Raw genomic sequence first — 13,657 nt, 5'->3', positions numbered from 1 at the left:
CAAGATCGCTCCCACGTTATTGAATTCCGCTCCCGCTTACCGCGGCAGAACCGAGCTTCCCATCAGCGCCTCGTCGATCGCCCGTGCTGCCTGGCGGCCTTCGCGGATCGCCCAGACGACCAGCGACTGGCCACGGCGCACGTCGCCGGCGGTCCAGAACTTGTCGACTGAAGTCTTGTAGTCCTTGTCGTTGGCGACGACATTGGTCGAGCCGCGGCGGTCGACATTCAGCGTCAGCTTGCCTTCGAGCTCGTTCAGAACACCGTCCGTCAGAGGGCCTGAAAAGCCGATGGCGATGAAGGCGAGATCCGCCTTGATGATGAAATCCGTGCCGGCAATCGGCTTGCGGCTTTCGTCGACTTCGCAGCAGCGCACGCCGATGAGCTGGCCGTCTTCGCCGACGAATTCGAGCGTCGCCACTTGGAATTCGCGCACCGCACCTTCGGCCTGGCTGGACGAGGTGCGCATCTTGGTGGCCCAGAACGGCCAGACGGCGAGCTTGTCTTCCTTTTCCGGCGGCTGCGGGCGGATGTCGAGCTGGGTCACCTTGACGGCACCCTGGCGGAAGGCCGTGCCGACGCAATCGGACGCGGTATCGCCGCCGCCGACGACGACCACATGCTTGGCGCCTGCCAGGATCGGATCCGCCGCCCAGGCGACGCTCTCGATGTTCTCGCGGCCGAGGCGACGGTTCTGCTGCACGAGGTAAGGCATCGCGTCATAGACACCATGCAGCTCGACGCCTGGAATGCCGGCCGGCCGCGGGGTTTCCGAACCGCCGCAATAAAGAACGGCATCGTGTTCGGCGATCAGCTTCTCGACGGGAATGTCGACGCCGATATTGGCACCGTAATGGAAGGTCACGCCTTCGCCGGTGATTTGCTCGACGCGACGGTCGATGAAGTTCTTCTCCATCTTGAAGTCCGGAATGCCGTAGCGCAGCAGGCCGCCGGCCTTGGACTCGCGCTCGTAGACATGCACCTCATGGCCGGCGCGACCAAGCTGCTGGGCAGCCGCCATGCCGGCGGGGCCGGAACCGATGATCGCCACTCGTCTGCCGGTATGAACGGTTGCGGGCTGCGGCGCGATGAAGCCGAGCTCATAGGCCTTATCGGCGATGGCCTGCTCGACCGTCTTGATCGCGACCGGCGCATCCTCGAGGTTCAGCGTGCAGGCTTCCTCGCAAGGGGCGGGGCAGACGCGGCCGGTGAATTCCGGGAAGTTGTTGGTGGAATGGAGGTTGCGGATCGCCTCCTCCCACTTGTTGTTGTAGACGAGGTCGTTCCAGTCCGGGATCTGGTTGTGAACCGGACAGCCGGTCGGACCGTGGCAATAGGGAATGCCACAGTCCATGCAGCGCGCCGCCTGCTTGGTGACCTCCGCATCCGACATCGGGATGGTGAATTCGCGGAAATGGCGGATGCGGTCGGAGGCCGGCTGATACTTGCCCACCTGCCGGTCGATCTCCAGGAAACCCGTTACCTTGCCCATGTTCTACCTCTACTTCGCCGCTACCGCAGCCAGTTCTCAATCTTCAATCCCGGCACCCGGGAAAACTCACTCTCGTTGTTCGTCACCAAGACCGCATCCAATGCAAGGGCATGAGCAGCAATCCAGAGGTCGTTTGGACCGATATTCTTGCCCTGTCTCAATGCCTGCCGGATGTCGGCATAGCGCTGGTCTACCGGCAGGTTGAGCGGAGCGACATAAAACCTCCGCGTGACTGCGGCGACCTTACGCGCCAATTCCTCAGAGCCGTTCTTCTTGACGCCATACCAGACCTCACCATGGGTGATGATGCTGATGAAGACGTTCTGTTCTCCCACTTCAGCCAACCGCTCGAACACCTTGCCGCGAGGATCACGGACGATGGCCGAAACGATGTTGGTATCGAGCATGAAGCGCATCAAAGGTCGATCTCATGAAGCGGCGCCAGATCGTCGTCACTCGCGATAAAATCTTCCCCAGTCCAAGCTTCAGCTTGCCTGAGATAGTCGATCAGCCCGGCAGTTACCGCCGTTCGAATGAGGATCGATCCATCTGGCTGCTTCACCATCACGACCTTGTCCCCATCCAGATCGAATTCCTTCGGTATGCGTACTGCACGGCTGCGACCATTTTTGAAGATGCTGACGGTAACGCCACCATCCTCACGAGACTCCCTTATGTGTTCGTTCATCTCCATACTCCATCGTCGTCATATGCCGCCAGCATATCACAGCAATGATGCCCGGTGAAGTTACTCCGCAGCGACGCCCATCCGCATCCGCTCCATCTCCACCAGAGCACGGCGGTATTCGACCGGCATGACCTTGCGGAATTTCGGGCGGTATTCGCTCCAGCGGTCGAGGATTTCCTTGGCGCGGTTGGAGCCCGTGTAGTGCAGGTGGTTGGAGATCAGCTGGTAGAGGCGTTCCTCGTCGTGGCGCGTCATGTCCTCGGAAACGTCGACGCGTCCCTTGTGCATGAGGTCGCCACCGTGATGGTGCAGCTTCTCCAGCATGTCGTCCTCTTCCGGAACCGGTTCGAGTTCGACCATCGCCATGTTGCAGCGCTTGGCGAAATCGCCGGTCTCGTCGAGCACGTAGGCGACGCCGCCGGACATGCCCGCCGCGAAGTTGCGGCCCGTCTCGCCGAGCACGACGACGATGCCGCCGGTCATGTATTCGCAGCCGTGGTCACCCACGCCCTCGACCACCGCGATCGCGCCGGAATTGCGAACGGCGAAACGCTCGCCGGCAACGCCGCGGAAATAGCACTCGCCGGTGATCGCGCCGTAAAGCACGGTGTTGCCGACGATGATCGAGTTCTCCGCGACGATCCTGGAGTTCTCCGGCGGGCGCACGATGATGCGGCCGCCCGACAGGCCCTTGCCGACATAGTCGTTGCCGTCACCGACCAGATCGAACGTGATGCCGTGCGCAAGGAACGCACCGAACGACTGTCCGGCCGTGCCGCGCAGCGTCACATGGATCGTGTCGTCCTTGAGGCCCTTGTGGCGCCAGCGCTTGGCAAGCGCACCCGAAAGCATGGCACCGACGGAACGGTCGACGTTTTTGATCGGCACTTCAAAGACCACCGGCTCCTTGTTCTCAAGGGCAGCCTGCGACTTCTCGATCAGCTTGCGGTCAAGAATGTCGTCTATCGGATGCTTCTGGCGCTGCGTCCAGTAGGTCGCCTCCTTCGGAGCCTCCACCTTGTGGAAGATCTTCGAGAAATCGAGGCCCTTGGACTTCCAGTGGGCGATCATCTCGTCCTTTTCCAGAAGCTCGACCATGCCGATAATCTCGTCGAAGCGGGTAAAGCCCAGAGACGCCAGGATCTCGCGCACTTCTTCGGCGACGAAGAAGAAATAGTTGATGACATGCTCCGGCGTGCCCTTGAAGCGCTTGCGCAGAACCGGATCCTGCGTCGCCACACCCACCGGACAGGTGTTCAGGTGGCACTTGCGCATCATGATGCAGCCGGCGGCGATGACCGGAGCGGTCGCAAAGCCGAATTCGTCGGCACCCAGCAGCGCGCCGATGATGACGTCGCGGCCGGTCTTCAGGCCACCGTCGACCTGCAGGGCGATGCGCGAGCGAAGACCGTTCAGCACCAGCGTCTGCTGGGTTTCGGCAAGGCCGATTTCCCAAGGGGAACCCGCATGCTTCAGCGAGGTCAGCGGCGATGCGCCGGTGCCGCCGTCGAAACCGGCAACCGTGATATGGTCAGCACGCGCCTTGGCCACACCTGCGGCAACCGTGCCGACGCCCACTTCCGAGACGAGCTTGACGGAAATGTCGGCAGTCGAGTTGACGTTCTTCAAGTCGTAGATCAGCTGCGCCAGATCTTCGATCGAATAGATGTCGTGGTGCGGAGGCGGCGAGATGAGGCCGACGCCCGGCGTCGAATGCCGGGTCTTGGCAACCGTCGCGTCGACCTTGTGGCCGGGCAGCTGGCCGCCTTCGCCGGGCTTTGCGCCCTGCGCCACCTTGATCTGTAGCATGTCGGCATTGACCAGGTATTCGGTCGTCACGCCGAAGCGGCCGGACGCGACCTGCTTGATCGCCGAGCGTTCGGGGTTCTGAGAACCGTCCGGCAGCGGCATGTAGCGGTCGCTTTCCTCGCCGCCCTCGCCGGTGTTCGACTTGCCGCCGATCCGGTTCATGGCGATGGCGAGCGTCGTATGCGCCTCACGGCTGATCGAGCCGAACGACATGGCGCCGGTCGAGAACCGCTTGACGATATCGACGGCCGGCTCCACCTCGTCGATCGAGACAGGCTTGCGGCCGATCGCTTCGGCAGACTTGATCTTGAAGAGGCCGCGGATCGTGTTCATCCGCACTGCCGTCTCGTTCACCATCTCGGCGAATTCGCGGTACCGCTCCTGGCTGTTGCCGCGCACCGCGTGCTGCAGCGTTGCGACCACATCCGGCGTCCAGGCATGGCTTTCGCCGCGCATGCGGTAGGCATATTCGCCGCCGATATCGAGCGTCGAGGCCAGGACCGGGTCCTTGCCGAACGCGGCGTGGTGCCGGGAAACCGTTTCCTCAGCGATCTCTTCCAGACCGACGCCTTCGATGTTCGAAGCCGTGCCGAAGAAATACTTCTCGACCAGACCCGAAGACAGGCCGATGGCATCGAAGATCTGCGCACCGCAATAGGACTGGTAGGTCGAGATGCCCATCTTGGACATGACCTTGAGGATGCCCTTACCGACCGCCTTGATATAGCGATAGACGATTTCCGAGGAATCCACTTCCTTGGGGAATTCGCCGCGCATGTGCATGTCGGTCAGCGTGTCGAAGGCCAAATAGGGGTTGATGGCTTCTGCGCCATAACCGGCGAGACAGCAGAAGTGATGGATTTCGCGCGGCTCACCGGATTCAACGACGAGACCGACCGAGGTTCTGAGCCCCTTGCGGATCAGGTGATGGTGCACGGCAGCCGTCGCCAGCAGTGCCGGGATCGCGATGCGGTCCGGGCCGATCTGGCGGTCGGAGAGCACGATGATGTTATAGCCGCCCTTGACCGCTGCTTCCGCGCGTTCGCAGAGACGGTCGAGCATTTCCGGCATGCCTTCGGCGCCACGCTCGATATCATAGGTAAAATCGAGCGTCTTGGTGTCGAACCGGTCTTCGGTGTGGCCGATCGAGCGGATCTTCTCGAGGTCACCATTGGTCAGGATCGGTTGGCGCACTTCCAGGCGCTTGGCGTTCGCAGCCCCCTCGTGGTCGAGAATGTTCGGACGCGGGCCGATGAAAGACACGAGGCTCATGACGAGCTCCTCGCGGATCGGGTCGATCGGCGGGTTGGTGACCTGCGCAAAGTTCTGCTTGAAATAGGTGTAGAGCAGCTTCGACTTTTCCGACATGGCCGAAATCGGCGTGTCGGTACCCATCGAGCCGATGGCTTCCTGCCCCGTCGTCGCCATTGGCGACATCAGGATCTTGGTGTCTTCCGAGGTGTAGCCGAAGGCCTGCTGACGGTCGAGCAGCGACACGTCGCGACGCAGCGCCCGCGGCTCCACCGGCTTCAGGTCTTCGAGGATGAGCTGGGTCTTGTCCAGCCACTTGCCGTAAGGATGCTTGGTCGCAAGTTCGGACTTCAGCTCCTCGTCGGAGATGATCTGGCCCTTTTCCATGTCGATCAGCAGCATCTTGCCGGGCTGCAGGCGCCACTTCTTGACGATGTTCTCTTCCGGCACCGGCAGCACGCCCGCTTCGGACGCCATGATGATCCGGTCGTCGTCGGTGACCATGTAGCGGGCCGGACGCAGACCGTTGCGGTCGAGCGTCGCGCCGATTTGGCGACCGTCGGTGAAGGCAACGGCGGCCGGACCGTCCCACGGCTCCATCAGGGCGGCATGGTATTCGTAGAAGGCCTTACGCTCCTTCGACATCGACTGGTTGCCGGCCCAGGCTTCCGGGATCAGCATCATGACCGCATGGGCAAGCGAATACCCGCCGCGCACGAGGAACTCGAGCGCGTTGTCGAAACAGGCCGTGTCCGACTGGCCTTCGTAGGAGATCGGCCAGAGCTTGGAAATGTCCTCACCGAACAGCGGCGAGGAGACCGACGCCTGGCGCGCCGCCATCCAGTTGACGTTGCCGCGCAGCGTGTTGATTTCGCCGTTATGGGCGACCATGCGGTAGGGATGCGCGAGCTTCCAGGACGGGAATGTGTTGGTCGAGAAGCGCTGGTGGACAAGCGCCACCGCCGTCTCGAACCGAGGGTCGGCAAGATCCTTGTAATAGGCACCGACCTGATAGGCGAGGAACATGCCCTTGTAGACGATCGTCGAGGACGACAGCGACACCGGATAGAAACCCATGTCGACGCCGCCGAACGCGTCATAGATGCGGTTGGAGATCACCTTGCGGATCAGGAACAGCTTGCGCTCGAAATCATGGTTGGTCGCGGCGTCCTTGCCGGCACCGATGAAGACCTGGACGTGATGCGGTTCGGTGGCGGCGATGTCAGGCGCCTTGGAGAGTGACGAGTTATCGACCGGCACATCGCGGAAACCGAGGAACTGCTGCCCCTCCTCCGCGACGACGTCCTGGATTACCTTCTTATAGTGCTCGATTTCATCCGCCTTGCGCGGCATGAAGATGTGGCCGACGGCATATTCGCCGGCCTTCGGCAGGGTGACACCCTGCTTTGCCATCTCCTCGCGGAAAAAACGGTCGGGGATCTGCACCAGAATGCCGGCACCATCGCCCATCAGCGGATCAGCGCCGACGGCACCGCGATGCGTCAGGTTTTCGAGGATGAACAGGCCGTCCTTGACAATCTGGTGCGACTTCTTGCCCTTCATATGGGCGATGAAGCCGACGCCGCAGGCATCGTGCTCGTTGCGCGGGTGATAGAGGCCCTGGGCCATCGGCAAACCGCCGGCGACAAATGGAACGCGAACTGTCGTCTCGGCCGACATCGGGGCTTCAGCGCCGGATATCTCGGAGATGGTCTTCGTCATCGTCATTCCTCCTGTTGGCCGCCTTCGGCAGCGGGCAAAGTGGCTCTCAATTGTCTCTTGGGGATGACAGGCCGAGGCTCCATCCCGTGCTTCATGCGATGGCGCCGCTCCGGTGCGGTTGCAGCTTCGCAGCGCAACATAACCCGGATCGGCGCGAACGTCAGCGGGAAAGACACGCAAAATAACGCTTCATTTCCCGAAATTAGGACAGTACTTCTGTCCTAATTTCCAAAATCTATGCCATAGAAGTTAACCCGCGACAAGAGCGGTCATTAAAAATCTCCCGCCTTTTGCGACAGAAGATTACGCCGAATGGCGTAGATGTGGAAATTTAATTACAATCGAGGGCGTTTTAAAGCGTGGCGGGTGCTGACCTAACCGTTTTGGCCGCTCGACCGCCCTCGCCGATTGATTACCGGTTCAAAAAGATTAATCTCCCCAAGCTTCCGAGACAAAACTTCCAGGGTATTTTTCAGAATGTTTTTCGCTTCCGACAATTGGGCCGGCGCCCATCCTTCGATCAATGAACGCCTCTCCAAGGAGTCGACCCGGTTTGCCGCCGCCTATGGCAACAGCGATCTCGACAAGGCGGTCGAAGCCCGTTTCAACGAGATTTTCGAGCGGGACGTCTCGGTCTATTTCGTCTCTACTGGTACGGCTGCCAATTCGCTGTCGCTCGCCAGCATCGCGCGGGTGGGCGGCGTCGCCTTCTCTCATACGGAAGCGCATGTGATCGAGGATGAGTGCGGCGCACCCGACTTCTTTTCCGGCATGCGCATGGTCCCCGTCGAAGGTGAAGACGGCAAGATGGATCCGGAGAAGCTCAGCGCCCGCATCGCCGGCTTTCCGCAGGATTCGCTGCATCACGGCCGCGCCGCCGCCGTCACCCTCACCCAGGCGACCGAGACCGGCACCATCTATACGCTCGGCGAGATCGACGCGATCACCGCGATTGCCAAGGCGAGCGGCCTGCCGGTGCATATGGACGGCGCCCGTTTCGCCAACGCGCTGGTCTCGCTCGACGTCTCCCCCGCCGAAATGACATGGAAGCGCGGCATCGACATCCTCTCCTTCGGCGGCACCAAGAACGGCTGCTGGTGTGCCGAAGCGATCGTGTTCTTCAATCCGGAACTCGCCAGGGACTTCGCCTTCATCCGCAAGCGCGCCGCCCAGCTCTTTTCCAAGACCCGCTTCATCTCGGCCCAGTTCGACGCCTACCTGCAGGATGGGCTCTGGCTCAACATGGCAAGCCATGCCAACAGCATGGCCGACCGCCTGCGCGCCGGCATCGGCTCGCTGAACAGCACAAGGCTTGCCTGGGACACGACCTCCAACGAGGTTTTCGCCGTCCTCAACAAGGCGTCGGCAGAGGCCGCCGAAGCCAGGGGCGCAAAATTCTACGGCTGGCCGGTGCCGAACAACATGCCGGAGCCGGTAAAGGACGACGAGACCCTGATCCGCCTCGTGACCTCGTTCGCCACCACCGAAGAGGACATCGACCAGTTTTTGGCGATCTGCAAAGCGGGTTGAAGCCTCAACCTACACCTGACGCTGCGGCGCGATCTGCGCCACGATCAGGCTCGACAGCGCTTCCATGAGCGCGGCATCGGCGCCGCGCCGTGGGACCAGCACGAACTCCACGTCTTCCAGCACCGGCAGCCGGTCCGCGGCGATTTCCTTGAGCCCCGCCGGCGCCATGCTGCGCGGCTGGACAAGCACGCCCATGCCGGCCCGCGCCGCCGCCGTCAGCCCGCTCAAGCTGCCGCAGGTGCAGACGATCCGCCAGGCCATCTTTTCCCGGTCGAGCGCTTCCTGGGCGACGCGCCTTGTAATGCTCGGCGGCGGAAACGCGATCAGCGGCAACGCATCGCCACGCGACAGGACATGGTCCGGATCGCGTGCCAGCCAGACCAGCGGTTCGCGATAAAGCAGCCGCCCATGCGTCTCGCCGATATGCCGCTTGGCGAGCACCAGATCGAGATCGCCAATGTCCTGCATCTGGTAGAGCACCGCGGAAAGCGCCACGGTCAGTTCCAGATCGACCAGCGGATAAAGCCGGATGAAATCTTCGAGGATCGACGTCAGCCGGCTCGCCACCACGTCTTCCGAAACTCCGAGCCGCAACCGCCCACGCAACCGGCTTTCGCCGAACAGCGAGGCGACCTTGCCGTTCAGATCCAGCATGCCGCGCGCATAGCCGACGAGTGCCTCGCCCTCCGCCGTCAGCCTCACCTGATGGGTATCGCGAAACACCAACTGACGGCCGAGCGATTTTTCCAGCCGTTGGATATGCTGGGTGACGGTCGACTGGCCGACGCCCAGCCGGGCCGCCGCTTCCGTGAAACTGCCGGTCTGCTGCAGCATGACGAAACTATTCAGGTGATGAAGGTTCAGCATGGCTATCCGTTACCGTGATAACTGTTAGTGTTTGAATTCTGCTTCATGATAAGTGAAGGGTAAATCCTCAAATCCGAGGAACCTCGCCCATGAGCCGTTTTCTGCCGGACCGCTTCACGGTCCTTCTCGTCTGCACCGTCATCCTCGCCTCGGTCCTGCCGATCCATGGCATTTATGCCGACTGGTTCAACGTCGCGACCGACATCGCCATTGGCCTGTTGTTCTTCCTGCATGGTGCGCGCCTGTCGCGCGACGTAGTGGTGGCCGGCGTCCTGCACTGGCGCCTGCACCTGACGATCCTGCTGACGACATTCGCGATCTTCCCGATTCTCGGGCTGATGATCGGATTTATTCCGGAAAATATCCTGGCGGCACCGCTTTATGCCGGCATCCTCTTCCTTTGCGTGCTCCCTTCGACCGTGCAGTCCTCGATCGCGTTTACCTCCATGGCCGGCGGCAACGTGCCGGCGGCGATCTGCGCCGCTTCCGGCTCCAACATCTTCGGCATGTTCCTGACGCCGCTTCTCGCCGGCATCCTGCTTTCGACCACCGGTGATGCCGGTTTCTCCTGGGATGCGCTCGAAAGCATCCTGCTGCAGCTTCTCGCCCCCTTCGTCGTCGGCCAGATCCTGCAGCCCTGGATCGGCAACTGGATCCGCTCGAAGAAGAAGATGCTCGCCCCCGTCGACCGCGGCTCGATCCTGATGGTCGTCTACCTCGCTTTCTCGGAAGCGGTCATGGAAGGCCTGTGGCACACCTTCTCCGCGCTCGATATCGGCGTCGTCATCCTCGTCGACATGGCGCTGCTGGCAGTCGTCATCTGCATCACCATGTTCGGCAGCCGCGCGCTCGGCTTCAACAAGGAGGACGAAATCACCATCACCTTCTGCGGCTCGAAGAAATCGCTCGCAAGCGGCGTGCCGATGGCCAATGCCATCTTCTCCGGCCAGTCCTCCTCGATCGGCGCCATCGTCCTGCCGCTGATGCTCTTCCACCAGATCCAGCTGATGGCCTGCGCCGTTATCGCCCAGAAATATGCGAACCGCCTGAAGGCGAAGAAGGATGCGGTCGCGGCGCCGGCTGCGGCTTGAGGGGCCGGCGGTGCTGATCAGGGCTTGCCGATCAGCGCACCTGCTCTGGCCCTGATCTGGGAAAGCTCACGGGTGGAAACCCGGCCTTTCCGCTGCGCATTGCGCGCCTTCCAGTCGAGGCTCTTCACTTGGTCGGCAAGGACCGTGCTGTCTCCGTCGTCGCCGATCGCCACCTCGAAAGGATATCCCTTCCGTTTGGTGGTCATCGGGCAACACAGCATCAAGCCGAAGCGATTGTAGCTTTGGGGACTCAACACGACGGCAGGGCGGCGCCCGGCTTGTTCATGTCCCGCCTGTGGAGAAAATTCCAGCCAGACAGTATCGCCGGCCTCTGGAACATAGGAAGCAGCCGTCATAGGGCTTCCTTGCCGACAGGCCCTCCAAAATCGATTTCCTCATGCAGATTGTCGGGTGTCATCCCCGCAATGAGCTGGTCGAGATCAAGCTCCGCGTCCCGCACCGGCTCAATAATGATCCGCCCGTTTTCCTCAGACACATCAACGACCGTGTCGATCTGCAGCTGCGCAGCCTCCATGACGGCGGCGGGAATGCGCACTGAGGCGCTGTTACCCCATTTTTTGACTGTCACGCGCATTGGTCGCTCCAACTCCAAGTTGATACATTGTCGATACAATAGACCTCTAGAGCCGGGTGGTCAAATAACTCCCCAAGCGAAAAATGGCCCTTCCCCCAAGAGGAAGGGCCGCATTGGGCTTGCTCGAATATATCGGCCGGGTGCCCGGCAGCGGGTTAGTTGACCTGCTGCGGGGTGACCTGAGCCTCGATCGTCTTCGGAGCGACTGCGTCTGCGGCAATCGCGATGCGACGGGGCTTCATGGCTTCCGGAATGTTCCGGAGGAGATCGATATGGAGCAGGCCGTTCTTCAGCGAAGCGGACTGCACTTCGACATGATCGGCGAGCTGGAAGCGGCGCTCGAACGCGCGCTTGGCGATGCCGCGATAGAGGTATTCGCTCTGTTCGGCAGCGGTTTCGTCTTCGCTCTTTTCACCCTTCACGGTCAGCACGTTCGCATGGGCTTCGAGGCTCAGTTCCTTTTCATCGAAACCGGCAACGGCCATGGTGATGCGATAGGTGTTATCGCCGGTGCGCTCGATGTTGTAGGGCGGATAGCTCGGCGTCTGATCTGCCGGCCCGCGATTGTCGAGCAGGTTGAAAAGACGGTCGAAACCGACGGTGGAACGATAAAGGGGCGAGAAATCGACGTGACGCATGGAGTCCTCCTTGGGAAGCGACGTTGCGGTTTTCATCTGGGTTTGCGCATCCCTTGATTGGCGATGCGGTCCCGTTCAGCGGACCCGTTTGGCGCCCGCAGAGTTCAGATGGGGATTGATTTCCGCGGCTTCAAGAGCCCGGTTTGCGGCGCAGTTTTGCGCGTGAACCTGACATGAACGGCACGTTTCGGGCCGGTTCAGGATCGTTTTGATAGAAAAGACAGTGGAAGGCAGACTGTCTCTCTCGACCGAAGCTCCATTCGTCCCTTCGCTTCGGTCATCAATTGCCGGAATCGCTTGGGGTATCCCTAGCCCCGCGATTCCGGCTTCTTTTTTCCTGCTGAAAACGCCTTCAGTCCTCGGCCCGAGACTCCAGCGATGCGCCCGGCAGATAAAGCAGGATCGGCCTGATTTCGTAGACCGCCGTCGGATTGGCCCGCCGCAGATCCCGTGCCGCCGCAATGGCTCCCTCGATCGTCGGAAAGTCCACCACATAGAGGCCGAGCAATTGTTCCTTGGTCTCGGCAAACGGTCCGTCGATGACCATGCCCTCGCCCTTGCCCCGCAATGTCACGGCCTGCTCCGTTGGGCCGAGCCGCGCGGCCGGCCCCAGGGATTTCTGCGCAACCAGACGGTCGTTGACCTCCAGCAGCTCGGTCATCAGCGCCTGGTCCTCCTCCTCGGTCCAGGATTGGACCACCCCCTCCTGGTGATAGGCAAGAATTGCGTAATACATTGCTCGTCTCCCTCTTATGCGCCGACTGACGCCAACCCGCCTCCTCGCACACTCCCATGCTCGGGCAGACCGACGGACATCCGGAAATCTGTAAATGCGGTTGAATACACATGTTTGACCGGCAGCGTGCAAGCCCCTGACTTCTACGATATCGTCGGTCACGCCATCGGCTGTCGCCGGCAGCGCTTTTTCCTTGACGTCCCGCCGCCGCTGGCTGACGCTGGACGGCATGAGCGAAGCGGCAGATTCCATCGACGACATTCTCCATCCGACGCCCGGCAATCCGGCTCCGTCCAATTACACGGCCGGCTATTTCACCGGCCATCGCGGCACAAGGTTGCGCTACGGCCTGTTTCGCTCGGAAGTATCGCCGGCGATCGGCACCATCGTGCTCGTGCAGGGCCGCAACGAGTCCATCGAAAAATACTTCGAAACGATCCGGGATCTCAACGCCATGGACCTCTGGGTCGCGACGTTCGACCTGCGCGGCCAGGGCGGATCGCAACGGCTGACGAAAAATCCGCGCAAGGGCCATGTCCGCCGCTTTTCCGATTACGAGCGGGATCTCGAGATCTTCCTCGAACATATCGTGCTGCCCGATGCCCGCCTGCCCTTCTTCCTTGTTGCCCATTCGACCGGTGCCCTGATCGCGCTCTCGGCCGCCCCGCGGCTTTCGAACCGCATCAACCGGATGGCGGTTGCAGCCCCCTATATCGCGCTCTCAGGTCAGGGTGTTCCGGAAGGCTTCATCCGCACGCTTGCCGGGATTGCGAGCTGGACCGGTTTCGGCCGCGTCTCGATGGGTGCGGACCGCAGCAACCGCGCCTTCGAAGGCAACCCACTGACCTCCGACCGCAAGCGTTTCGCCCGCAACATGGAGATCGGCGCCGCCCATCCGGAGCTGACGATCGGCCCGCCGACCGCCCGCTGGCTGCACGAGACGTTCAAGGCCGCTCGCCGCGTATCTTCTCAATCGCATCTGACCAGGATCACCATTCCGACCCTGATCCTCGCTCCCGTTCTCGACGCCATCGTCCCCTATGCGGCGCAGGAGGAACTGTCGCGCAATTTCCGCGCCGGCCAACTCATCACCATCAACGGCGGGCGCCACGAAGTGTTTCACGACAAGGATATCTATCGCGCCCAGGCGCTCGCGGCGATCGAGGCCTTCATGCCCGGCCAGGATGGCAGCTTCGGGCTTTCCGAAACCGCTGCTTGATCCGCGGGTCTGTCTGTCTG

The 13,657-nt window shown here is 61.6% G+C and carries 12 protein-coding genes; 3 read left to right on the top strand and 9 right to left on the bottom strand.

The genetic code is table 11. The features are described from left to right. Window positions 1-36 precede the first annotated feature (36 nt). Genes AC1DLT_RS10480 through gltB form a run of 4 tightly spaced genes read right to left on the bottom strand, consistent with a single transcriptional unit; the run spans window position 37 to window position 6,919 of the window. Window positions 37-1,491, bottom strand: coding sequence for a glutamate synthase subunit beta (locus AC1DLT_RS10480; RefSeq protein WP_477486690.1), 1,455 nt, complete (start codon window positions 1,489-1,491; stop codon window positions 37-39). Window positions 1,492-1,511: 20 nt separating this feature from the next. Continuing rightward, the gene (locus AC1DLT_RS10475; RefSeq protein ID WP_477483068.1) at window positions 1,512-1,907 is read right to left on the bottom strand and encodes a PIN domain-containing protein; all 396 of its coding nucleotides are present in this window, start codon (window positions 1,905-1,907) and stop codon (window positions 1,512-1,514) included. Then, window positions 1,907-2,179, bottom strand: a complete 273-nt coding sequence (locus AC1DLT_RS10470) for an antitoxin (protein ID WP_247039558.1) — start codon at window positions 2,177-2,179, stop codon at window positions 1,907-1,909. Before AC1DLT_RS10470 ends, AC1DLT_RS10475 begins: the two co-directional genes overlap by 1 nt. 60 nt (window positions 2,180-2,239) lie before the next feature. Further along, window positions 2,240-6,919: a glutamate synthase large subunit gene (gene gltB / locus AC1DLT_RS10465; protein ID WP_477486918.1), complete on the bottom strand. Its 4,680-nt coding sequence runs from the start codon at window positions 6,917-6,919 to the stop codon at window positions 2,240-2,242. A 519-nt stretch (window positions 6,920-7,438) separates the two neighbouring features. Between gltB and AC1DLT_RS10460 the strand changes: the two genes are divergently transcribed. Further along, window positions 7,439-8,491 carry a threonine aldolase family protein gene (locus AC1DLT_RS10460; protein WP_477486689.1) on the top strand — a complete coding sequence of 351 codons (1,053 nt, stop codon included), beginning with the start codon at window positions 7,439-7,441 and terminating at the stop codon, window positions 8,489-8,491. A 9-nt stretch (window positions 8,492-8,500) separates the two neighbouring features. Here AC1DLT_RS10460 and AC1DLT_RS10455 read toward each other — a convergent pair whose 3' ends face one another. Next, on the bottom strand, window positions 8,501-9,358 hold the full coding sequence (locus tag AC1DLT_RS10455) for a LysR family transcriptional regulator (RefSeq protein ID WP_477483065.1): 858 nt from the start codon (window positions 9,356-9,358) through the stop codon (window positions 8,501-8,503). Between the two features lie 89 nt (window positions 9,359-9,447). On the opposite strand from AC1DLT_RS10455, the gene AC1DLT_RS10450 reads away from it, so the two are divergent. Next, on the top strand, window positions 9,448-10,449 hold the full coding sequence (locus AC1DLT_RS10450; protein WP_477486688.1) for a bile acid:sodium symporter family protein: 1,002 nt from the start codon (window positions 9,448-9,450) through the stop codon (window positions 10,447-10,449). Between the two features lie 17 nt (window positions 10,450-10,466). Here AC1DLT_RS10450 and mazF read toward each other — a convergent pair whose 3' ends face one another. From mazF to AC1DLT_RS10430, 4 genes are all read right to left on the bottom strand, one after another. After that, the gene (gene mazF, locus AC1DLT_RS10445; protein ID WP_477486687.1) at window positions 10,467-10,805 is read right to left on the bottom strand and encodes an endoribonuclease MazF; all 339 of its coding nucleotides are present in this window, start codon (window positions 10,803-10,805) and stop codon (window positions 10,467-10,469) included. Continuing rightward, window positions 10,802-11,044, bottom strand: a complete 243-nt coding sequence (locus AC1DLT_RS10440; protein WP_151044059.1) for an AbrB/MazE/SpoVT family DNA-binding domain-containing protein — start codon at window positions 11,042-11,044, stop codon at window positions 10,802-10,804. Before AC1DLT_RS10440 ends, mazF begins: the two co-directional genes overlap by 4 nt. A gap of 155 nt (window positions 11,045-11,199) precedes the next feature. Further along, entirely contained in the window at window positions 11,200-11,682 is a 483-nt protein-coding gene (locus tag AC1DLT_RS10435) for an Hsp20 family protein (protein ID WP_038545126.1), read from the bottom strand. Between the two features lie 352 nt (window positions 11,683-12,034). Continuing rightward, entirely contained in the window at window positions 12,035-12,418 is a 384-nt protein-coding gene (locus AC1DLT_RS10430) for a YciI family protein (RefSeq protein WP_247038366.1), read from the bottom strand. 250 nt (window positions 12,419-12,668) lie between these two features. Here AC1DLT_RS10430 and AC1DLT_RS10425 point away from each other — a divergent pair, with 250 nt between their 5' ends. After that, window positions 12,669-13,637: an alpha/beta fold hydrolase gene (locus AC1DLT_RS10425; RefSeq protein ID WP_477486917.1), complete on the top strand. Its 969-nt coding sequence runs from the start codon at window positions 12,669-12,671 to the stop codon at window positions 13,635-13,637. Window positions 13,638-13,657 lie beyond the last annotated feature (20 nt).

This window comes from Neorhizobium sp. 05N33 (genome assembly GCF_056397445.1).
This window is presented reverse-complemented; position numbering and strand designations above follow the sequence as displayed.